We start from the raw sequence: 21937 nt of genomic DNA, 5'->3' as shown, positions 1-21937 counted from the left end.
ATGCGATGGGCTTGCCGTCATGGAGATCTGTGTGGATAGTTGATGATCTGCAGACGAGCTTTTTAAGGAGAAGCCCGATATGCCGGAGGTCGACCCCCTTCGCTCGGATGATCCTCCTTATTTAGGCGTATACCGGATTGTCGGAAAGCTCAGTGAGGGCGGGAAGAGCACCGTCTATCTGGGGACGGGGCCGGAAGGGGAGCAGGTCGCCGTCAAGCTCGTTCACGCCGACCTGACCGGGAGCGAACGGTTCCTGCGCAAGGTCGAGGAACTGCGGCAGGTGTCCGCCTTCTGCACCGCGCAGGTCGTCGAGACCGGCCTGGCGGGCGATCGGCCGTACGTGGTCAGCGAATACATCGACGGCCCCACCCTGCGCAAGGCCGTCGAGGACGACGGTCCGCTGCGCGGCGCGGCGCTGTACCGGCTCGCCATCGGCACGATGACGGCCCTGGTCGCCATCCATCAGGCCGGGATCGTCCATCGCGACTTCAACCCGGGCAGCGTGCTGCTCGGCCCGGACGGGCCGAGAGTGGTCGACTTCGGCATCGCCGAGGCGCTCGACGCCAGTGCCGCCAGCACCACGCGGTCGGTCGGCATGCCCGCCTACCTGACGCCGGAGCAGCTGGAAGGCGAACCCGTGGGGCCGGCGGCCGATCTGTTCGCGTGGGGCGCCACCATGCTCTTCGCGGCATCCGGGCGGTCGCCCTTCGAGGCGGGTTCCATGTCGGGGACGATCAATCGGGTCCTCGGGAGCGATCCGGACCTCACCGTCCTGGACGACGATCTCCGTGGCCTGGTGGCCGACTGCCTGGCCAAGGACCCCCGGAACAGGCCTGCCGCGAGCGACGTCCTGCTCAGGCTGGTCGGACACTCCCAGATCCTCGCGATCGCCGAGCCGGTCCCCTCCGTCCCGGCCCCCTCCGGCCCGGATCTCCGGTCCGCCCCGCCGCCCGATCCGGCCACGCGTGTACGGCTCCCGCCCCCGTCCCAGCCGGGCCGGCGCCGCCGCTCGGTGGTTCTCGGCGCCGCCGCCGTGGCCATCGCGCTCGTCTCGGGCGGGGCCGTCTACGCGTTGACACCCCGCGCGGCTCCCGTCCCGGTGGCCGCGCCGTCTCCCACCCCTGTCCCCTCCCCGTCCTCCGTCGTCATCGAGGCGTCACCGACCCCTCCTCCGGCGGCCACGAAGGAGGTGAAGGCTCCGGGAGCGAGGTTCACGCTGCACGAGAACCCGGCGGACCCGGTCCGGCTGGTCTCTTACTTCATCACCGACAACAAAGGGCCGGTCTACAGCACATACGCGCGCGAGCCGGGCGGTGAGGCGTTCCGCCTGATCGCGCAGAACGCCGACTTCGGCGACCCCACGGTCTCACCGGACGGCAAGTGGGTCGCGGTCAACCCCTGGCTCAAGTTCGCCGCGTCGAGCTATGACTACGTCACCTTCATCAACCGGGCCACCGGCGAGAAGTTCTCGGTGGACACGCTCAAGCAGCCGCTGAGAGGGCTTTCGGGGACGTGGAGCCCGGACAGCCGGCGGTTGCTCCTCACCTTCTACGAGTTCGACGTGAAGCAGGAGGTGCAGTATCCCGCGGGGTTCGTCGTCGTGGACGTCGGCACCCGCAGGGCGACCGTCGTCAAGACCGACGACCAGCGGGACGGCTACGGCAACTTCGACTGGAGCCCCGACGGAACCCTTGTCGTCGGCGCCTACGAGCACAAGAAGCCGGCCTTCGGACTGCGGTTCCGCGACCAGAGCGGGAAGGTCGTGCGCACCATGCCCTGGGTGGGGCTGATCCCCGGTCCCGGGATCTTCTCCCCTTCGGGCACGCGTTTCTACACCTACTGCCCGGAGAACAAGGGCAAGCTGAGCGCCGGATGCGTGTGGGATGTCAAGACCGGCAACAGGACGGCCTCGGTCCCGATCTGGGACGGCGACACCGCGATAGTGGGCTGGTGGGACGATCACCACCTGATCGTCCGCGATCCACGGAAGGACCCCTACAGATACGTCGTCGTGGATCTCCACGGCAAGGTGGTCCGCGCCCTGGCCGAGATCACCAAGAAGAACGCCAAGCTCGTCCAGTTCAGATTCGCCCGGAAGTAAGCCGGCCATGACGGACCTCGCTCCTCTGCGCGCGGACGACCCCTCGTACGTCGGCGCCTACGAACTCCTCGGGCGGGTCGGCGAAGGCGGCCAGGGCTCGGTCTTCCTGGGCGTCTCGCCCTCCGGGGAACGCGTCGCCGTCAAGCTCCTGCGCCAGAGCCCGGGCACGGAGGGTCCGGGCATGGAGGACGGACGGGCGGGCACGGCGCCGGGCCCCCTCCGGGAGATCGAGATCCTGAGCCGGGTGGCCCCCTTCTGCACCGCCCAGGTCGTCGAGACGGGCATGTTCGGCGCCCAGCCCTACATCGTCAGCGAATACATCGCGGGACCCACGCTCCAGCAGGTCGTCGACACCGAAGGCCCGCTGCGGGAGGCCCGGCTGCGGAGACTCGCCGTGGGCACGATGACCGCGCTGAGCGCCATCCACCGAGCGGGCGTGGTGCACCGGGACTTCAAGCCGAGCAACGTCCTGCTCGGCCGGGACGGGCCCCGCGTGATCGACTTCGGTATCGCCCGCGCGCTGGACGCCTCGGCCACCGGTTCCGGCGTGGTGGGCACACCGCCGTACATGGCGCCGGAGCAGCTCGAATCCGCTCTGGTGGGACCGCCCGCGGACCTGTTCGCCTGGGGCTCGACCATGGTGTTCGCGGCCACCGGAAAGCCGCCGTTCGGCGTGGACTCGCTCCCGGCGATCGTCAACCGGATCCTGCACAGGGACCCCGACCTCGGCGACCTCGACGGTGACCTGCGCGATCTCGTGGGGGAGTGTCTGTCCAAGGATCCCGGACAGCGCCCCGCCGCGAAAGACGCGCTCCTGCGCCTCCTGGGCGCACGCGAGCGGCGCCTGGACGGCGATCTGCTCACGGCGGGTACGGCCGTCGCCTCCGGGAGCCCCGAGCGCCCCGAGCTCGCCGCCGCGCCGCTCATCAGGCGAGATCGCGGGAGAACGCTCCTCGCCGGGGTGGCCGTGGCGGTGGCGCTGCTCTCCGGCGGGGCGGTGTACGCCGTGGTCCGCGGCTCTGTCCTCGATGACGCGAAGGTTTCCGCACCTCCCTCTCCGGCCGTCATCCGGGAGGTCACGGATGCGCCCGCCGCCCCGGCCAGGGAGATCCGGCTCCCCGAGCTGAAGTTGAGGATGCACGAGAACCCCGGAGACCCGGTACGCATAACGTCCTACATGCACCTCCGGAAGGACGTTTCGAGCTCCTACGCGCGAGACGCGAAGAGCGGGGAGTTCCAGTCGATCGGTCCCTACCAGGAGCCGCTGGTCTCGCCGGACGGGGCCTGGACGGCGGTCCTGCCCTGGGTCAAGGCGAACACGCCGGGCCCCCGCGACTCCATACGGCTGATCAAACAGGCCACCGGCCAGGAGTTCCTGGTGCACACGGTGAGCAAGCCGATGGCCAACTACAACCCGTACTGGTCCTCGGACAGCAGGCGGGTCCTGTTGACGACCTACGACCGGTCCGTCGGCACGAGGCAGGTCCTCGGGTTCGTCATCGTCGACGTGGCGACGGCCAAGGCGACGGCCGTCTCGGTCGACACGGGCGGGATCGGCGCGTTCCCCTTCATGTGGGCCCCCGGCGAGTCCACCGTCGCCGTGCGCTTCCCGAGTGGCTCGGGCGCCGGGCTGCGCTTCTTCGACCTGAGGGGAAAGACCGTCCGCACCATCCCGGCCGTGGGTGAACCCAGCAGCAACGAGAACACGTTCTCTCCGGCGGGGAAGCAGTTCGTCACGGCCTGCCCTGACCGCCGCGCGGCCGCGTGCCTGTGGGACACCGTGACCGGCCGGCGACGGGCCACGGTCCCGGTTCCCGCGGCGAACACGCTCATCGGCTGGTACAACGACGCCCACGTCATCCTGGTCGACCGGACGAAGGACCCTCGCCGGGTCGTCGTCGTGAACGCGAAGGGAAAGGTCGTCCGGACTCTCGTGGACATCCCGGCCGACGAGCTGGAGGGGAACAACGGACGTTTCGTGCCGCGCTACACGAGGAACTGAGAGACCGATCACGCCGGGAGGGTGCGGCGTTCAGGGACGATCACGCCGTGAGCGTGCGGCGTTCAGGGACGGGAGTGCACGCCGCCCCGGCTCGTGCGCAGCCGGGGCGGCGTGCCGCCCGGGGCCCGTACCGGCAGGTCCGGCCGGGCACACCGGTCAGCGACCTTGCAGGCCCTTGACGTTGTCGCCGAACGTCCAGCCCTTCGACCCGTCCCAGTTGATGGACCAGGTCATCAGACCCTTGAGGTTGCCGCCGAAGCTGTTCCAGCTCTGGCTCACCAGGGAGGGCGCCATGTAGCCGCCTCCCGCTCCGGACTGGGCGGGCAGGCCGGGGACCTGCTTGTCATAGGGGACCCTGATCGTGGTGCCCTGGATGACCAGCCCCTTGTCCAGGCAGGTGGTCTGAGCGGTGAATCCCTGAACCGTCCCCGCGGAGTAGGAGTCACCGGAGCAGCCGTACATGCTTCCGTTGTAGTACTGCATGTTCAGCCACCAGAGGCGGCCGTTGTCGGCGTACTTCTTGATGATCGGCAGGTACGCGCCCCAGATCGAGCCGTAGGTGACGCTGCCGCCCGTGACGTACGCCGTCTCGGGGGCCATGGTCAGGCCGAAGTTGGCGGGCATCTGGGCGAGCACGCCGTCGATGATGCGGATGAGGTTGGCCTGGGACGCGGACAGCTGGTTGATGTTGCCGCTGCCGCTGAGGCCGGTCTCGATGTCGATGTCGATGCCGTCGAAGTTGTACTTCTTGAGGATCGGCACGATGGTCGCGACGAAGCGGTCGGCGACGGTGCTGGAGCTGAGGTCGATTCCGGCGGTCGCTCCGCCGATGGACATCAGGATCGTCAGACCGGCGGCCTTGGCCTGGCACATCTCGGCCGGGGTGGCGACCTTGACGGTGGAGTCCATACCGTCTTCCCACAGAGCGGTGCCGTCGGAGCGGATCACCGGGAACGCCGCGTTGATCACGTTGTAGCCGTGGGCCTGGATGCGGGAGTCGGTGATCGGGATCCAGCCGAGCGGCGGGTGCACACCATTCGACGCGCCGTCCCAGTTCTCCCAGTATCCGTGGAGGACCTTGCCGGTCGGCCTCGACTTCACCGGGCACGTCGTACCTGGTGTGGGTGTCGGCGTAGGCGTAGGTGTGGGTGTCGGCGTGGGTGTGGGTGTGGGTGTGGGTGTCGGCGTCGGTGTCGGTGTCGGCGAGGGGGACGGCGTGGCCCCGGGACCGTCGAAGCTCATGTCGTCGGCGTAGTAGGTGCCCTGGCCGTACCAGCCGTGCAGGTAGATCACGGCGGTGGTCTGGTTGGCCGCGGTGGTGAAGGGGACGGTGAGCTGCGTGTATGCCGTTGCCGACGAGGTCCAGGTGGACCCGCCGCCGTTCACGCCGAGGTACACGTAGCTGCCGCGGACCCAGGCGGTCAAGGTGTAGGCGGTGCTCGGCCGGACGGTCACGGACTGGCTGCATTGGGCGGTGTCGGAGCCACTCGCCGCGCCGGCGAGCGCCTTCGTGCCGGAGCGGACCGGGGAACTGACCACTGACCCCAGCCCGCCGGCGCAGGACCAGGGCGAGAGGGTTCCGGTCTCGAAGTCCGGATTCACGAGCAGGTTGGCCGCGTTGGCCGGAGTCTGGGCGATGAGAGCGCCCACGGCCGCGAGCAGGAGCGATACTGCCAGCATCAGCAGACGCGATGGTCGGTTTCGCATGAAGGTCTCCCGAACCAGGAGCGATCGGAGCCTCTGCGCCGATCGAGGGGGGTGAGGGTACGGGTGATGGCGCGCTGGCAAGGCCGGGGATTCTCTCGCCAGCGAGCTGCTGTATGAGTGCACGGATCCGCGTGGTTACATGGTCGGGACCAACGGCGCCACTGTCAAGTTTCTTAACAAATAACTCTCTCACCAGCTAGAACCCTCTCGGCAGGGAAACGCCGACCCTGGATCGCGGTAGATCCGGGCCATCGGCCCGGATGCGGGAGCGGCGGACGTCTCCGTCCGGCCCGGTCGCTGTCAGTGCCGCTGTCGACGGCCGCTGCATACGGCATCATGCTCTCTGGCGTCGCGCGGGAGGAATGCTCGAACGCCCCGGGAAGGGCTCCGGCACCTACGCACGGGAAGCCGCTGCCAGGGGCGTATGGCGGAAGCCCCGAGCACACGCTCGCGATCGCCCTCGACTCGGCATGAGCGGATGTCCGGCCATCCGGCTGGGGCGGGGAGTTCGGCGAAGCGCGGGGCACGGGTGTCCCGGCCGAGGGGAACGCACCTCGCGGAGGCTCCCCGGATCGCCGTCCGGCCTCCTCGCCAACCGGGGGGAACCGTCGTTTCCGACCGGGGGAACTGTCGTGTGCGGATGGCAGGATCATCGTCGTGACAGACATCGATGATCTTCTTCGGCGAGTGTCCGCGGAGGCGGGTGCGACAGTGGAGCGGTTGCCCGCCGCTGTGACGGCGCAGGAGTTGGCACGGGCGGAGGAATCGCTGGGCTTCGCCCTGCCGCCGGTGCTCGCAAGGCTCTACCACGAGGTCGCCAACGGCTGTTTCGGCCCCGACTACCAGCTTTTCCCGCTTCTGGGGGACGGCCGTACGGCTGTGGCCACCTATCACAAGGAACGCGCGGGGTCGGTGTCCGGGGGCAGCCCGTACTGGCCGGCGGGCATCCTGCCGATCATGGACTGGGGATGCGGCATGTACGCCGCCGTGGACTGCCGGAGCTCTGAGGGCACCGTGCTGCTCTTCGAGCCGAACGGGATCGAGGACGACTGGCACCACGCGTGGTACCTCGACGCCGAGAGCCTGGCCGGCTGGCTGGAGACCTGGCTCGCCGGGGCGGGCTGGTACGAGGAAGACCCCGCCGAAGACGCCGAGCCGGCGGAGCCCCGGCCCTGGGAGATGGCCCGGCAACGTCTGTCGGAGAAGAAGTGACGCACCTCGCTTCGATGATCTTCTGCGGGCCGGATCGGATGACGCGTTCGGCACCGGGCGGCGCGCAACCGTTCGCGGACACCGGTAATCTTGATCGTCATGTCCAAATTGATGATGAACGGGCGAGTTCCTGGACTGCTCGCAGTGGTTGTTCTCGCCGTTGCCGCCTGTGGTGGCACCGATGAGACAGCGGCCGCGTCGCCCTCCGCCGCGACTCCCGCGTCGAGCCAATCACCCGCGCGATCCTCCGCGCCCCAGACGAAGGCCTACGAGGTCACCCTGGAGGTGAACGGCAAGGGCAAGATCTACCAGCCGATCGCCTATTTCGCCGACACCAACGGTAGCGAGTCGGATGTCACCCTCCCCTGGAAGAAGACCGTGGCAATCGACCTGACCGCGGCTGAACAGGAAGCCGGATACCTGATCTCCGTCATCCCCGGCGCGGTCCGCGACTCCAAAGGCATGCTCGAACCGGCCAAGTGCCGCATCCTTGTCGACGGCAAGGAGGTCGCCACCAACGATGGCGGTGAGAATACGTGCAAGCACACGTTGAAGTCAGCTTCTCGGCCCTGAAGGACCGAGCTTGCAGCTCCTTACCGTGCATGGGGTGCACGGTTTAGGCCGCGTCGTCGGCAGCGTGACTCACTGCCCTGCGACCAATGTTGATCGCAGCGTTGTAGTCGGCGGGGCCGGCGAACCCGCAGCCGAGGCACTTGAAGTCGTCCCGGTTGGGACGGTTGCGCTTGTCGCAGTGCCCGCACCGATGGCAGGTGCGGGAGGTGTCGCGGGGGTCGACCAGACGCACGGGCACGCCGGTGATGGCGGCCTTATAGGTCACGAACGTGCGGAGCTGGTGGAAGGCCCACGAGTGGTGGTCGGCACGCTGAGCCTTACGAACCGTTACCCGGTCGCGGATGCCTTCAAGGTCTTCGAGGGCGATCCCCGTCTGGGTGTCTTTGGCCTTGCCGACCAGATGCTTGCTGATCACGTGGTTGACGTCCCGGGCGAACCGGGACTCCTTGCGCTTGCGCTTCTTCAGGAGGCGTTTGGCGGACTTGGTTGCCTTGGCTTGCAGGCGTGCCCGCAGGCGGGCGTTACGCCGCCGGACGGCCCGCACGCCCTTGCCGGTGTGTGCTTCGCCGGTGGAGTCGGTGGCCAGGTTCACGATGCCGAGATCCACGCCCAGCCACTCGTCCGGCTCATCACCCTGCGGTGGTTCGGGAACGTCGATTACGGCGGCCAGGTAGAACGCGCCGTCCCGGTAGACGAGATCGGCCTGCCCGCGCATGGTCGCCCCGGTAGTGGCCAACCATCGCCCCTGATACACCACCGGGACGACGATCCGGCCCGTGAGGGTGAGGATGCTGACCCGGTCGCGCCCCTTCCAGGACAGGATTCGCTGGTCATAGGCGACCGCACCCAATTCGCGAAACACCGGCTTGATCTTCTTGTCCCGTTTGTACGCCTCACATGCCTTGGCGATCGACCGGATGGCCATCTGCGCCGACAAGCCGAACTCGGCTCGCAGATCGGCGTACATCAGCTTCTGCAAGGCGATCTTGTTGGCGGTGCGGTGCTCGAACGCTACCTCGGCGGTGTGATTGGCGGCGACGTTGCATGCCCGCATCGTCGCCAGCAGCGCCTCGCACTGCTCGGCGCTCGGGGCGAGCTTCAGCATCTCCGTCACCAGCATGCATTGAGTATGTCATTCAATGCTTCGCCGTTCCGCGTTTTCTCCTCGCCCTGAAGAACGGAGCATCCACGCTGTACGTTCTTGGTGAACTGAGCTCGTTCCGCTTTCCCGGACTGCTCGACGACGCCACGTCTCCACGATCTGAGGGGATCGGCAGTTCTCCTGGTGGGCGGTCAACTCTTCTGAGGCCTCACTGCCACCGGGCGTGAGCGGAGCCACCCCGGGGAGGATCTCGGTCAAGGCCGTGATGATCGCGGGCGGCAGCGAGTCGTCGCCCGATCACTGGTCACGCATGGCGCGGATCAGTACGGGCATCGCGATCAGCAAGGCGACCCCTCGCAGCACACCCGCGACGGGGTACGGCGCGCGCAACCCGAACGTGTGCGCCACCAGTCCGCCGGCCAGTCCCCCGAGCGGGATCAGTCCCCAGCCGATCATCTTGTAGACGCTGTTGACCCGGCCGAGCATCTCGGACGGTACGGCCTGCTGCCGGAGGCTGACGGTCACGATGGTCCACAGCGTGATGACGAAGCCGTTGACGGCCAGCAGGGCGCCGAGCACGATCGCGTTCGGGCTCAGCCCGATCCCGACGAAGACGACGACGTTCGTGGCGAGCGCGGTGAGGAGCGCGGGAAGCGCGCCGACCCTGTTGACGACGCGCGCACTGACCAGGCCGCCGAGCAGGCTGCCGACCGCGGCGCCGGCGAGCAGCAGGCCGTAACCGCGCGTGTCGAGGTGCAGCGTCCGGGTCGCCAGCAGGACGAGTGTGACGTTGCCCAGTTGGCCGCAGAAGGTGTTGACCCCGAGCAGGACCGCGAGGGTGCGCAGCAGCCGGTGACGGGCCAGCCGGCGCAGGCCCTCCGCGATCGCCGTACGCATCGGTGGGTGCTCGATCCGCCGGTGCCTGTGCCTGGGCAATGTCGCCAGCAGTGCGGCGGACAGGGCGAAGGAGGCGGCGTCCATCCCGAACGGCGACGCCACGGCGACCGCGAACAGCAGGCTGCCGAGCGGTGGTCCCAGGAACTGGTAGCCGATCGTTGCGATCGTCTGCTGATGGCCGTTCGCCTTGTGCAGCAGGGGCCTGGCGACGATGTCCGGCAAGATCGCATGCGCCGCGCCGGCGAAAACGATCTCGCACACCCCCAGCCCGAAGGCCATGACCGCGAGCACCGGGATGCCGATGTGGCCGAACGCGGCAAGGATGGCGATGCCGCTGACGATCACCGCCTGGATCGCCTGCGAGCGCCACATGAGGCCGGCGCGGTCGTGCCGGTCGACGAGCGCACCGACGGGGAGCGACAGCAGCAGCCAGGGCAGATACGTCGCCGCGGATACGACCGACACGAGCCGCGGGTCGTGCGTGATCGTGACGGCCAGCAGCGGGACAGCCGCGGCGAATGCCCCGTCACCGATGCTGTTGATGCCCGTCGCCCACCACAACCGCCAGTAGGCCGCGGACAAGCGTGGCTCGGCGTCGGCCTGTGTCATGTCCTGCTTCATGCCGGGATCCTCCGGCGCCGGGCGTCGCCGCGACAGCATTTAGCCCATTGCTACATAGTCGGTCCATGGCTCTGACGATCGATCTCGGCGTGGCCGAGCTGGCGGCGACGCGATTGGCGATCTCACCGCTGTCTGAGACGGTGTCCGGCCTGCAGCAGCTGGGTGATGTCGATCGGCATCCGATCAACCTGCGGTGGCTGCGGTGGGCGACAGACGAGCTCGCCGGACATCCGCTCGACCTCTCGCACACCTTGCCGCTGATCGTGAATGACCGGCCGAGCTGGCCGGAGTTCCTGGTCCCCGCCCCACTCGGCGCAGGGGCATCCATCGAGGACGACCTGGCAGCGTTGCAAAGGACGACCGCTCGTCAGGCGCGGGCCAGCCTCCGGCGGGTGTTCGGCGAAGAACTCCCCGACGCCGTCGCCGCACTCGCCGCGCAGCCGGCGGCAGGCCTGCGTGTGATCGCCGCGGAACTGCGTGCGGCACACGACCGGCTCATCGTGCCGCACTGGTCACGGATCCGGGCCGTACTCGATGCGGACGTCATCTATCGTGCCAAGCAGCTGGCCGCGGGTGGTGCGGAGAGGTTGTTCGCCGATCTGCACCCGGATCTGCGCTGGTGCGACGGTCGGCTGGTGCTTCAGGAAGCGCGCCGGCGGACCGAGCGGGTCGTGAATCGCGGTCCGGGTGGGCTGGTCCTCATGCCGGTCGTTCTCGGTTCGCCCTATGTGCTGATCAAGAAGAGCACCTCCACGCAGACCACGGTGCGGTATCCGGCACGGGGCGTCGGGGCGTTGTGGACCGCGGGAACACGACCGCCGGCGGGTAGTGCGGTCCGGTTGCTCGGTCGGGCGCGGGCCGAACTTCTGGAGGCACTGCGTTCTCCCGCGACGACGACGGACCTGGCTCGTGCGCTCGGCGTCACGCCCAGTGCGGTGTCGCAGCATCTCGGGGTGCTGCGTGAGAGCGGGCTGGTGGCGCGGGAGCGATCCGGGCGCAACGTTCTGTATATGACGACTGCGCTCGGGGCGTCCCTGAGCGGGACAACTACCTAGGCGCCCTTGCCGCGGTGCGTGACATGGCAGTCGAGCCTGTCGCCGCAGTCCTCAAGGTGGGTCATCTCAAGCCGACATATGCCTGGATCACACCACTGAACCCGAGGTGGGGGCGGCTGCCCGTCAGGATTTCTCCTGACCGTCCACCGGGAACCAGGTGGCCGTCAATCAAGACGGACATGGCCGCCGGCCAGGATTTTCTCATGCCCGCTTACCGCCATCACAGTCCTGACCACCTCGCCCGGCCCATCTGGAACGGCATGATACGGCGGTGACCTGCAACCCAAGACGCCTTCGATCAGGTCCAGGCGTCAGTCACGACCAGGGTTGCTCTGCCACTTCTCGAATGGGAGGGCGGGCGGATGCATGAATTCTCGGAGCTGTTTCGCCTTGTTCACGCAGTCGGGGCAGATGGGTTCCTCGACCGATCTGTCCGTCGCTTCCGGTGTCGGCTCGCGGGAGGTACCCAACACCGTCATGCCGGGAGGAAGACCGGTCTCGGGGTCGATCGTGACTGCCGTGACGCTCGCAGGGATAAAACTGAAGGTGCGCTTGCATCCATAGCATCTGCCGATTGTCGTAATCTGCTCGTCTGCCATATGACGTCTGCCCTCCTCCACAGCACCGTACATCCTGGCCGGTTTCCTCAGGTGTGCTGCGGCCGCTTCTGCGTTTGCAGGCGGTCGACAGAGATCATGGTGTCGGCCTTGACGGCACGTGATCAAGCCGTACATCCTGCGTGGACACGCACGACTTCCCCTGCCCGATCCTCCCGTCCGCCTCGATCCACCGGGAAGCGGCGGCGGGCCGGGGACGGAGGGGCAAGCCCGTCTTCGCGCGTACGTTGACCGATCGTTCTTTCTCGATCATCGGATGCCGACGGTCCCAGACGGGCCTGACCCGTAGGAGCCGGCCCGCTCCTCTTGCCCGGGGCGTGGCGGCGGGACGATGAGGCTTCCACCGCAGCCGGTTACGGACCTCATGTGATCTCTCTTTCCAGGAGTCTGCCGGCAATATCGCCGGTTTCCTTGCCTGTCATTTTCCGTCTCTGTGGCGCCCTGTTGGAAGCCCCGGGGAAGTGCATCCAGGCCGCCGTCAGCGGCACGAATCTGCGGCTCGGAGGCTCGTAGCGGCCAGTTGGGGTGAAATGCCCCTTTTCTCTAGTGGATGCGGATAATCACATTTATGTAGTGATGTGGCAGAAATAACTTTTTGCCTCTGGCTGGGAGATTTCGTCTGATCAAGCGATTAGTGTGAGTGATGTTCAGCGCCGCATCGGTGTATCCCGGGACCCGGAACCGACGCTCGTCATCCCCGTCAATCGGGGTTCGGTCCTCACCTCAGGGAGTGATCTCTGATGCTCAAGCGTTTGCTCTTCGCCGTCGCGTTGGCGGCGTCCACGCTCCTCGTCACCGGAAGCGTCACCGGCACCGCGCAGGCCTCCACGCCAGGCGCCTGTGCGTCGGCCCAGCACGGCACCCTCACCTCCCTCAATCCCAACCTGTGCAAGTGGAGGGATGATGGCTGCTACTACTGCTACGACTACAGGACCGCGAGGTGGGACCAGCAGTACTGCAACGGCGGCTCCGGCGGCTAGCCGCAGCGGCGACTAGCCCCGACGGGCAACGGCAGCCCCGCGAAGCACTGCCTCGCGGGGCTGCCCCGCGCGTGGAGGAGCGGGTTGTCCGAGCCCGTTACCCGGGGAAACCCGTACACCACCGCCGTGGACGTGATCGTCCCCGTGATTCCTCCTGCTTGCCTGTCCGTACCGGCACGCGAGTGGTACGGCCTGACCTCGACTCGAAGATCCTGGAACGGAGCAGGCATCCGGCACCCGTGACCGTATCGAGGAACGCGCCGGCACCGTCATCAGGAACGGAGCCCCGGACCGGCGATCGCCCCCAACCGCGTACGACTGCCGGCTGCGGCATGGCGATCGCAGTGCCGCATCGGTGCGGCACCGGCACGAGCGGGGAATCGGCGTCAGTCGCAGACCAGGCAGAACTCGTTGCCCTCGGGGTCGAGCATTACCTGGTAGGAGCCGAGGTCGTCGCCGACGATCTCTCCGACACGGACCGCGCCCAGACGAAGGGCTGCGGCGATGGCTGGTTCGAGCTCATCGACTTCGATGTCAAAGTGCAGCCGGTTCTTGCCGGCCCTCTGCTCCTCAACGGGCTGGAAGGCCAGACGTACGAAGCCCGGCGGTTCGACATGCGACCATCCCCGAGCGCGATGGACGGGACTGCCTCCGAGCAACGCCGCCCAGAACAGGACGAGCGTCTCCGGATGACGGCAATCAATCACGATCTGATTCAGGCGAGCACGCATGATCGCCAGAATAGGAGAGGACGCCGCCACAGGGCATGGCCAGCGCCGCGCCGCAGCCTGACGCGCTCACCGCGTGACCTCGGCACCGCACACCGACAGGCCCCGGGACTCCTCGGAGTCCTCCGTCGTCCCAGCCCCGGAATCGTTCCACACGCCTCAGCAATCCCCGGCCCGCCTGGGAAAACGCGCCCCAGGGCCTTCGCGTACGGTCCGCGACCACCGGCCTGCGCCCTCCGGAAGCTGCTCGGGCCTGCGCATGACCGGCAAGGAGTCTTTCGCGAGATCCGCAACGAGGCTCTCCGGCCGGGGCGCCGGACCTTGGCCGACCGCTGTGTTATCGGGAGCCTCTCCTCACGCCACCCCTCTCAGAGCGTGTTTGAGAAGTGGTGATACCAGCCGATAAGGGCCGGAGCGTCGCCTGGTCGATCGAGAGTTTGACCAAACGCTAGCGCGTCCAATTCGGTGGAGAGTCCTCCACGAGACCTCGCATGCGGACGCCGAGATCGGAACAGCGCCCGAGCCGGGTGGACGGAGCCGTAACGGAAAAGGCTTCTCACACGCGGCGGCCGACCCAGTCACGAAGAGAGATCCCGCAGCCAGGAGGCGATGGCATTTCCGATCTCATCGGGCGCGTCTTCCTGCACCATGTGGCCGCCCTTCATCGTGACATGTGCCTGATTCGGCCACGAACGGGCGATGGCCCTATGTGTTTCGAACATCGTTCCCGGAACCGCTTCGACGAACAGTTTGGGAACCGGCGAATCAGCGAGCCATTCCGCATAACGCGTGATGATGTCGTGGACGTCGCGGGGTTCGCCCGCGACGGGAACCTCACGCGGCCAGGTGAGCGTCGGCCGACGCGACTCGCCCGGTTCCGTGTAGGGACGGCGGTAGACGGCCATCGCCTCCTCCGACAGCCCTCGCAGCACCTCCGAGGGCAGGACGTCGTCGACGAAGATGTTCCGGTCGATGACCATCTCCTCTCCCACGTCGGAGCGAATCGCCTGGAAGAAGGCCACCGCGGCCTCCGGCCAGTCGCTCCACGAGGGGATCGGGGTCACGAATGCCTCCATGTAGGCGATGCCCCGGACCGCGGCAGGATGACGGCAGGCCCAGTCGAAACCAAGGGCCGAACCCCAGTCCTGCAGCACCAGCACCACCCGCTCACGTACGCCGAGGGCCCGGAGGAACGCGTCGAGATAGCGGCGGTGTTCGACAAATCGGTATGAGCCCGGCCCGCTGTCCGGGAGTTTCGCGGAATCGCCCATCCCGATCAGGTCAGGGGCGATGCAGCGCCCATTGCCGGTCAGGTGCGGGATGACGTTTCGCCATACATATGACGACGTCGGGTTGCCGTGCAGAAAGACGATCGGATCGCCTTCTCCCTCGTCGACGTAGGCCATTTCCAGCTCGTCGATCTCAATGCGGCGCTTCCGATAACGTTCCTCGGTCGAGATCATGGTTCTCCCCATTCTGAATGGCCCGCCACGCGGTTGTTGGCACGGCTTCGGTCAGAGATTCTGCAGGACGAAAGGGGTCTTGCCACAAGCCCCCCGGTGGGGCATACTCTGCGGCCGTTGTCAGGTTCTGCCCCCGGCGGACCGACGCTGTTCGCGGGGCTCGCCTCCAACCTCGGTGTGAGATCGCGCCCGCCGCCAATGCCATCCGTCCAGTTCATAGCCCTTCAGGGCTTCGCGTGACGTGGCGTGACCCTCGGCCACCACGGAGGGGCCGAGTGCGACAGGATGAGCCGCTGTGCTCCTTCGCCTGGCCTGCCTTGCGGTCACGAACGCCTTCGCCGCGCCGCGGTTGTCGCCGATGGGCGATCGGGACAAGGACGCGGGGATTTTCGCCCTGCGCCACCAGATCACCGTCCTGGAACGGCAACTCGGTGCCGACACCAGGGTGAGCTGCTCGGCGACCTTCCTCTGAGAGCGTGTTTGAGAAGGACTGATCCACCGATCAGGTGAGGACGGACCGCTGCTGTCGGACTGCGGCTCGGCCCCGGGTAAGTCGGCGGGTCATTCCGCTGATCGCGGCCCAACGGATCATGGCCTCGGCGATGGCGGGCCGGCGCTCGTAGTCGCGGGCAAGGCGGCGATTGCTGGTGAGCCAGGCCAGGGATCGTTCGACGACCCAGCGTCGTTCGATCACGGCGAATCCGATCCGGCCCGGCGTCTTGCGGACGATGTGCAGCACGGTGCGCAGGATCCGCTGCACCCAGCCGACCAAGGTCCCGGCGAAGCCGGCGTCGGCGAACACGTACCGGACCGGGGTGACCAGATACAGGCCGAGCAAGGTGGTCTTGGCTCCGTCGTGGTCCTGGACGGAGGCGGCCATCACACACACGACCAGCAGTAATCCGAGCGTGTCGGTCGCGATGAACCGCTTGCGGCCGTTGATCTTCTTGCTCGCGTCGTAGCCGCGGCTGTCACGGCCGACGGTGTCGGCGCCTTTGACGCTCTGGGAGGCGATGATGCCCGCGGTGGGTTCTTCGGCACGGCCTTGCCCAGCCCGGACCCGGCGCCGCAGGACGGCCATGATCTGGTCGGTGACCTTGGCTTCTTCCCAGCGGGCGAAGTACCAGTACACGGTCTGCCACGGCGGGAAGTCGAACGGGAGTTGCCGCCAGGCGCAGCCGGTACGCACCACGTACAGGATCGCGTCGACGATGTCGCGGCGTGGGTGCTTCTCCGGCCGTCCGCCCGAGTTCGGCCCGGGTAACAGCGGCTCGATCAGCGCCCACTGCGCGTCGGTCAGGTCGGAGGGATAGCGGCGTTCTCGGGGCATCTGACCACGCTGAAGGTCTCCACGCCGGACGACCAGGCGACGCTCCGGCCCTTATCGGCTGGTATCACCACTTCTCAAACACGCTCTCAGACTCCTACTGCTGACCTTCTCAATTGAGCAGAAACGGGTTCGTGAGATATGTGAAGGCAGCGATTTTCCGAGAAAGCCTTTTTCCAAGGATGCCGGCCAAGAGATGATGGGGCGTGCGACGAATCGGCCTCTACTATCCCTTCATTCATTTCCGCGATGACCGATGGCTCAAAGCGGCGGCGCTGTACTGGCCCGCCATGGCGCGCGTCGTGCCCGCCGGGTATCACCCCAACGACTCGGCTGTCACGCGAGCACTGGCGGATGGTCTGGGCTTCGTCACCGACGTGGACCCGGAACCAGCGGCCGCCGCCGTGGCCCCGGCCTTCACGCAGGTGATGACGGAGCACGCCGACCGGCTCCGTCATCTGTGCCCTCCAACCACCAGCCTCCCCGTCGTCGATGTACGGAACCGCCTCTCCCACCCGCATTTCTCCGCTTCCGTAGCGCTTGAGGTCGATGTGAACGGCTCACCCCGGCCGACAGGCATAATTACCGGGGAAATCGAGCCCGGTCTCCGTGAAACGCTGTTAACGGCCGGTCTCGCCTATCCAGGGTCCCGAATCCAAGGAGGACACGAGCATTGGCTCATCGTGCACCCCGACCTGGCATGGGTGTACAAATGCGCCCTCACCAAGGAGGTTGCACGGCAGAGTCTCCTGCACCCCACGACTGACCAGATCGACGTGCAATCCGCGGATCAGGAATGGACGGCCGACCACATCGCTGACGCCCTGCTCACCTCGGCCGGGAGGCGGGCCGCCGCACAGGAGGGGCAGAAGGTAAGCGACAGGATCGCATTTCTGGCTCTCCACGTGGCCATCCCGTTCAACCTGAACAACATTCCTGCCAAGAAAATCGTCCGTCTCCGCCAAGATCACGGGGACGAATTCGACGCGTTCGGCGAACTGGTGACCGCCACGGTCGCCGAGTTGGCCGACACCCTCGCAGAGGTCAAAGACCCGAACATCCTCGACGCCTATCTCCGGCAGGAAGTCGGGCGGCGATTCGAACGTCCTCTGAAGGACCTGCGGAAGGCCATGGGGGGTTCTCGTGTCGACTCGGTCCTCGGAGCGCTGAACGTCAAGTTCGAGGTGCCGGCTCTTGCCGCCGCCGCTCTGGGCGGAGCCGTTGCCACCGGCCACCCCGTCCTCGCAGGCGCCGGAGCTGCGTTCGGCCTCTTCGGTGTCGTGCGAGGTGCCAGGCAGGCGCGGGCCGAGAAGCTGGCTGCTTCGTCCGTGAGCTACCTGCTACATGTCGGCAAGCTGGAGCCGAAGTCGTTGCTTGGCAGAGTCGCCAGAGGCTCCGCGGGCACGGCTCGGCGAGAGCTGCCGTAATCATCCTGGGGCCGGTGGAAGAGCGGACCGAGTGGAGATATCGGGCGTGTGATCGAATACACCCTTGTGGACGATGTGGCGCTGGAGGCGCTTGCACAGCGGCTGGTGGAGATCCCCGGGGTGGTCGCGGTGGTGCTCGGCGGTAGTCGGGCCCGGGGCACGCACCGCCCGGATTCGGACATCGATCTGGGGCTGTACTACCGAGGTGATCTGGACGTGACGGCGCTGCGAGCGCTGGCCGTGCAGGAGGGCGGGGAGCGGGCCGAGATAACCGCGCCGGGTGGCTGGGGACCGTGGGTCGACGGCGGCGGCTGGCTGACCATCGACGGCCGGCGAGTCGACTGGATCTACCGCGACCTGGACCGGGTCCACCGGGTCTGGGCCGACTGCCAGGAAGGCCGCTACGAAGTCGGAGTCCAGGCCGGACATCCGCTGGGGTTCTACTCCCACTCCTACGCCGGCGAGGTGGCGCTGTGCCGGGTGCTGGCCGATCCCAGCGGGGAGCTTACCGGCCTGCGGGAAAGCACCCATGCGTACCCCACGGCCCTGAGCGCTGCCCTCGTGGACGGGCTGTGGGAGGCGGACTTCTCCGTGACACTGGCGCGGTACGGGGCGGCCGGCACCGACCCCGCTTATGCGGCCGGCTGCCTGTTCCGCGCCATCGGCGTCGCCTGCCAGGCACTGCACGGTCACGCAGGCCGTTGGCTGATCAACGAGAAGGGCATGGTGGCCTCGGCCGGCCGACTGCCCCTGGCCCCGCAGGACTTCGCCGTACGGGCGCAGAGGCTGCTTGGCCACGTCGGCGAGTCAGCGCGGCAGATCGAGCAGATCGTGGCCGACGCGGCCACCCTGATAGGGGAGGTCCAACGGAATCTGATCTACCGATCGTGAACCTGAGCCTGTGGCGTGCCGATTCGACCTGGCCGCCGACGTTGACATCACCGAAACGACGCGTCCTCCACGGATGGCATCCGTGGCTTCTCCGCCGTGGTGGGGATGCCGTGGTGGGGATGGAGTATGACCCGGCGACCGGGGAACCGGTAGAGCGGAACCGGCCAGCCCGCTCTACCGGCACGAGGAGACCTGATCCCGATGCGCGTCACTTTCGCCACCGAAGCAGTTCCCGGCCGTCCGAATGAGGACTTCGTCGGCGCCACGCCGGACGCGATCGTCCTGCTCGACGGTGCCGGCACCCCGCCCGGCTCGGAATCAGGTTGCGTTCACGGTGTCGCCTGGTACGCGCGCTCCCTCGGCTCCACTCTCCTCGCCGGCCTGGCCCAGGACGGCAAACCGCTGACCGAGATCCTCGCCGAAGGCATCAAGGCCGTGGCCTCCCTGCATGACTTCGTCTGCGACCTGACCCATCCCGGCTCGCCCTCGGCCACCGTGGTCATGCTCCGCCGTACGGCCGACGCGCTGGACTTTCTCGTCCTGGCCGACTCCGTCCTCGTCCTGGACATGATCGGTACGGCGGAGCCGATGGTCATCTGTGACGACCGGGAGGCCCGGGTCGGCGCGGCCCACCGGACGGCCATGGACGCGCTCGCCTCCGGTAGCCCGGAACATGCCTCGGCCCATCGGGCGTACGTGGAGACGTTGCGCGATCACCGCAACCGCGATGGCGGGTTCTGGGTCGCCGCCGTCGCCCCCCTCGCCGCCGAACAGGCCCTCACCGGAACGGTTCCCGCTGACCGCGTGCGCGCCGCCGCGCTGCTCAGCGACGGGGCCTCCCGGCTCGTCGACCGCTTCGCCCTGGCCACCTGGCGGCAAGCCCTCGACCTGCTCGACGACTCCAGCCCCGAGGAGCTGATCCGCCGAGTCCGCGAAGCCGAGCACTCGGATCCGGTGGGGGAGCGGTGGCCGCGCGGCAAGATCTTCGACGATGCGACCGTTGCCTATTTCCTGGCGCTGCCGTAGACCTTTACGCCGAGTGCGTCGACGGTCGACGCGACGTGGCCGACCAACCGAGCATGGACGCCCTCGCCGTGTGAGACGTCGTAAGGACACCGTGGAAACGAAGGGTCTCGGTGCACGCCGGGACCCTTCGCCGGGCACGGAGCCGATCATCGTTCATGGATGCGGTGATACCACCATCCGCCGAAGCGTCCTGGGGGGCGATGTGGCCGGGGGTCGGGGAGCGTCCGGCGGTAGAACTCCTCGTCCAACCTCGCCACAGTCCGTGAAAGCTCTGTCCTGGCTGAGCGTCGGAGACGTCGCAGGGCGTATTCCAGGGTGTCCCGTGCCTCTACCGGGTCGCAGCAGGGGCAAGCCGATAGAGGCAGGTAGAGATAGCGGCCGGGCTGGCGGAGGAATTGCCGGTATTCGGAGAGGGCTCCTGCAACGGATCCGGGTCCTAAGTACTGGTGCTCGAACTCGATCCGTGCGATGGCCGCATGGGTCCGGCCAGAGACGCCGGGAACCTTGGGGGCTGGGCGGTAGCGTCGGCGGTTCGCCCACAGTTGTGCGCGCAGGGCGCGCGGCCGTCTACGCGGCATCGGCCTTTCGGGTCGTCATGGACCGCATGGTGTCACACCCTGCCATCACTGGCCACCCCGCCGCCTGCCTCGAATCATTGGTGGGGCCCTGCAGGATTCGAACCTGCGACCGTCGGATTAGAGGCTGACTCATTTGGCGGTCGGTCGTCGGAAGAGTCATGGAAGCGTTCCCCCACCCGTGTGCGCCGCTTCCCGCGCGGGCGCGGCATCATCCCGCGCATCGCCCGCCGTGGGGTGGAATCCAGCCAATGCCTGGGACGTCGCCGCTGGGTCATCGAGCGCACGACGGCATGGTTGAACGGGTATCGTCGACTCCACCTCCGCTACGAACGCCGGGCCGACCACTTCGTATCTTTCGTCGCCCTCGCGGCTGCGCTCATCTGCTACCGCCGACTCGCCAAATGAGTCACGCTCGGCGAGTGGATAAAGCAGAACCCTTTTATTGTCCTGTGGGCAGGGGTAGTGCTCTTTGCTATTCAGCCTGTCCCGGGTCGATGGTGGGCGGGACGATCAGGCTTCCATCTCAGCCGCTTATGGACATCCGCCAAAGTGTCGCGATCATCCCGGAGCCGGAGCGCGCCCGGCGGAGCCCTGTCCGATCCCCTCTTGCTTATTCAGCGGCCCAAGCGCCATGATCATAGCTGCGCCTGATCGCCGAGGGCGTGGTCGCCCGGCGGACGCCGTACGAGGCCAGGTTGATCGTGATCGACTACCGGCGGTCGCTGCTGCCGCTGGCGGAGCCGCTGTCGCAGGCCCGTGACATCGGGCTGCACCTGGTCATGTCGCGTGCGATGGGCGGCGCCGGACGGGCGATGTACGGCCCGGTCATCCAGCGGATGAAGGACATGGCCGGCCCGCCGTGACCCTGTCGGACAACAAGGGCGAGGGCTTCCTGTTCGGCAACGTGCGGCCGCATCCGCTCCCGCCGGGCCGGGGCTATTTCGTCGACAGGAAGTACGGCGCGCGCCTGACGCGGACCTCGTTCCTCTCGTCCTCGCCGGTTCCGGAAACCGGCTGATGAGACCGTGGTGGCAGCGGAGTCGGCCTTCTTCACGAGGATTTGCTTATTTGAAAACGTGATCTGTTTTATGGTGACGCGGGCAGATCTTTCATAGATTATGTTTCTCGACCAGCGGCGCCGTTCCCGGCCGAAGCCTCTCATGGAAGATGCACCGTGAAGACCAATGGTGTCACGGCGCCCCTGCCACCGGCGGACGAGAACAGACGGCCGCGGCCCGATCGAACGGACAAGCACCGGAACAGGGCTGAATGGTGATCTACGACGGATACGAGGTGGACCCACAGGCGCTCCGGCAACGTGCCACCGCCTTCACCGCCGCGGGTACGACGCTCGAGGATGCCAAGGGGCGACTCAAGGCCGCACTGGCCGCTGGGGGTTCCCCCTGGGGCGACGATCAGTACGGCAAGCGGTTCGAGAAGGGCTACGAGCCGCTCATGCAGGCCATCCTCCAAAAGCTGGATGAGTCCGTCGAGGCGTTACACGAGATCAAGCGTGGTCTCGACGTGATGGCGACACGCTATGAAGAGGCAGATAGGCAGAGCACGGTAAGGCCGTGACCTGGGATGGACAGTCACTTTGAAGCACTGGTCCCTCCGATCGTGCGGCCTT

Annotated in this window: 20 protein-coding genes and 1 pseudogene; 14 read left to right on the top strand and 7 right to left on the bottom strand. The window is 67.3% G+C overall.

What is annotated here, in order from left to right; all coding sequences use genetic code 11:
- The first annotated feature begins 79 nt into the window (after positions 1-79).
- Positions 80-2101: a serine/threonine protein kinase gene (locus SROS_RS46450; RefSeq protein ID WP_012893847.1), complete on the top strand. Its 2022-nt coding sequence runs from the start codon at positions 80-82 to the stop codon at positions 2099-2101.
- A 7-nt stretch (positions 2102-2108) separates the two neighbouring features.
- Positions 2109-4103, top strand: a complete 1995-nt coding sequence (locus SROS_RS46445; protein WP_012893846.1) for a serine/threonine-protein kinase — start codon at positions 2109-2111, stop codon at positions 4101-4103.
- A 156-nt stretch (positions 4104-4259) separates the two neighbouring features.
- Here the strand turns inward: SROS_RS46445 and SROS_RS35845 are convergent, their stop codons facing one another.
- Positions 4260-5783, bottom strand: coding sequence for a glycosyl hydrolase family 18 protein (locus SROS_RS35845; RefSeq protein ID WP_174435273.1), 1524 nt, complete (start codon positions 5781-5783; stop codon positions 4260-4262).
- Between the two features lie 684 nt (positions 5784-6467).
- Here SROS_RS35845 and SROS_RS35840 point away from each other — a divergent pair.
- Both SROS_RS35840 and SROS_RS50250 read left to right on the top strand, forming a co-directional pair.
- The gene (locus SROS_RS35840; RefSeq protein ID WP_012893844.1) at positions 6468-7022 is read left to right on the top strand and encodes an SMI1/KNR4 family protein; all 555 of its coding nucleotides are present in this window, start codon (positions 6468-6470) and stop codon (positions 7020-7022) included.
- 99 nt (positions 7023-7121) lie between these two features.
- Positions 7122-7595 (top strand): hypothetical protein, encoded by a 474-nt coding sequence (locus SROS_RS50250; protein ID WP_148269309.1) that lies wholly within the window; start codon positions 7122-7124, stop codon positions 7593-7595.
- Between the two features lie 43 nt (positions 7596-7638).
- On the opposite strand, the gene SROS_RS35830 is transcribed toward SROS_RS50250, so the two are convergent.
- Together SROS_RS35830 and SROS_RS35825 are read right to left on the bottom strand one after the other, a co-directional pair.
- Complete coding sequence (locus SROS_RS35830) at positions 7639-8715, bottom strand: RNA-guided endonuclease InsQ/TnpB family protein (protein ID WP_012893842.1); 1077 nt, start codon at positions 8713-8715, stop codon at positions 7639-7641.
- Between the two features lie 279 nt (positions 8716-8994).
- Positions 8995-10215 carry an MFS transporter gene (locus SROS_RS35825; protein ID WP_012893841.1) on the bottom strand — a complete coding sequence of 407 codons (1221 nt, stop codon included), beginning with the start codon at positions 10213-10215 and terminating at the stop codon, positions 8995-8997.
- Positions 10216-10280: 65 nt separating this feature from the next.
- Between SROS_RS35825 and SROS_RS35820 the strand changes: the two genes are divergently transcribed.
- The gene (locus tag SROS_RS35820) at positions 10281-11270 is read left to right on the top strand and encodes an ArsR/SmtB family transcription factor (protein WP_012893840.1); all 990 of its coding nucleotides are present in this window, start codon (positions 10281-10283) and stop codon (positions 11268-11270) included.
- A gap of 311 nt (positions 11271-11581) precedes the next feature.
- On the opposite strand, the gene SROS_RS50245 is transcribed toward SROS_RS35820, so the two are convergent.
- Positions 11582-11869 carry a hypothetical protein gene (locus SROS_RS50245; RefSeq protein WP_012893839.1) on the bottom strand — a complete coding sequence of 96 codons (288 nt, stop codon included), beginning with the start codon at positions 11867-11869 and terminating at the stop codon, positions 11582-11584.
- 758 nt (positions 11870-12627) lie between these two features.
- On the opposite strand from SROS_RS50245, the gene SROS_RS35815 reads away from it, so the two are divergent.
- Positions 12628-12867 (top strand): hypothetical protein, encoded by a 240-nt coding sequence (locus tag SROS_RS35815; protein ID WP_012893838.1) that lies wholly within the window; start codon positions 12628-12630, stop codon positions 12865-12867.
- A gap of 386 nt (positions 12868-13253) precedes the next feature.
- Here SROS_RS35815 and SROS_RS35810 read toward each other — a convergent pair whose 3' ends face one another.
- Together SROS_RS35810 and SROS_RS35805 are read right to left on the bottom strand one after the other, a co-directional pair.
- Positions 13254-13598 (bottom strand): VOC family protein, encoded by a 345-nt coding sequence (locus tag SROS_RS35810; protein WP_012893837.1) that lies wholly within the window; start codon positions 13596-13598, stop codon positions 13254-13256.
- A gap of 575 nt (positions 13599-14173) precedes the next feature.
- Positions 14174-15058 (bottom strand): haloalkane dehalogenase, encoded by an 885-nt coding sequence (locus tag SROS_RS35805; RefSeq protein ID WP_012893836.1) that lies wholly within the window; start codon positions 15056-15058, stop codon positions 14174-14176.
- 295 nt (positions 15059-15353) lie between these two features.
- On the opposite strand from SROS_RS35805, the gene SROS_RS51410 reads away from it, so the two are divergent.
- Positions 15354-15530 carry a hypothetical protein gene (locus tag SROS_RS51410; RefSeq protein WP_012893835.1) on the top strand — a complete coding sequence of 59 codons (177 nt, stop codon included), beginning with the start codon at positions 15354-15356 and terminating at the stop codon, positions 15528-15530.
- A 30-nt stretch (positions 15531-15560) separates the two neighbouring features.
- Here SROS_RS51410 and SROS_RS35800 read toward each other — a convergent pair whose 3' ends face one another.
- Positions 15561-16388: an IS5 family transposase gene (locus SROS_RS35800; protein ID WP_012893834.1), complete on the bottom strand. Its 828-nt coding sequence runs from the start codon at positions 16386-16388 to the stop codon at positions 15561-15563.
- 203 nt (positions 16389-16591) lie between these two features.
- On the opposite strand from SROS_RS35800, the gene SROS_RS35795 reads away from it, so the two are divergent.
- The 7 genes and pseudogenes from SROS_RS35795 (at position 16592) to SROS_RS35775 (ending at position 21885) form a co-directional block, all read left to right on the top strand.
- Positions 16592-17812, top strand: a complete 1221-nt coding sequence (locus SROS_RS35795; protein WP_012893833.1) for a DUF6236 family protein — start codon at positions 16592-16594, stop codon at positions 17810-17812.
- Between the two features lie 48 nt (positions 17813-17860).
- The gene (locus SROS_RS35790; RefSeq protein WP_012893832.1) at positions 17861-18703 is read left to right on the top strand and encodes a nucleotidyltransferase domain-containing protein; all 843 of its coding nucleotides are present in this window, start codon (positions 17861-17863) and stop codon (positions 18701-18703) included.
- A gap of 201 nt (positions 18704-18904) precedes the next feature.
- Complete coding sequence (locus SROS_RS35785) at positions 18905-19729, top strand: protein phosphatase 2C domain-containing protein (protein WP_012893831.1); 825 nt, start codon at positions 18905-18907, stop codon at positions 19727-19729.
- 761 nt (positions 19730-20490) lie between these two features.
- Positions 20491-20712, top strand: a pseudogene (locus SROS_RS51405) (transposase); the annotation flags it as partial.
- Between the two features lie 257 nt (positions 20713-20969).
- Positions 20970-21170: a hypothetical protein gene (locus SROS_RS35780; protein ID WP_043653640.1), complete on the top strand. Its 201-nt coding sequence runs from the start codon at positions 20970-20972 to the stop codon at positions 21168-21170.
- Complete coding sequence (locus tag SROS_RS51400) at positions 21167-21325, top strand: hypothetical protein (protein ID WP_169369459.1); 159 nt, start codon at positions 21167-21169, stop codon at positions 21323-21325. Before SROS_RS35780 ends, SROS_RS51400 begins: the two co-directional genes overlap by 4 nt.
- A 251-nt stretch (positions 21326-21576) precedes the next feature.
- Entirely contained in the window at positions 21577-21885 is a 309-nt protein-coding gene (locus SROS_RS35775; RefSeq protein WP_012893829.1) for a WXG100 family type VII secretion target, read from the top strand.
- Positions 21886-21937: the final 52 nt, after the last annotated feature.

The sequence above is a fragment of the Streptosporangium roseum DSM 43021 genome (genome assembly GCF_000024865.1).
Taxonomy (GTDB): Bacteria; Actinomycetota; Actinomycetes; order Streptosporangiales; family Streptosporangiaceae; genus Streptosporangium; species Streptosporangium roseum.
This window is presented reverse-complemented; position numbering and strand designations above follow the sequence as displayed.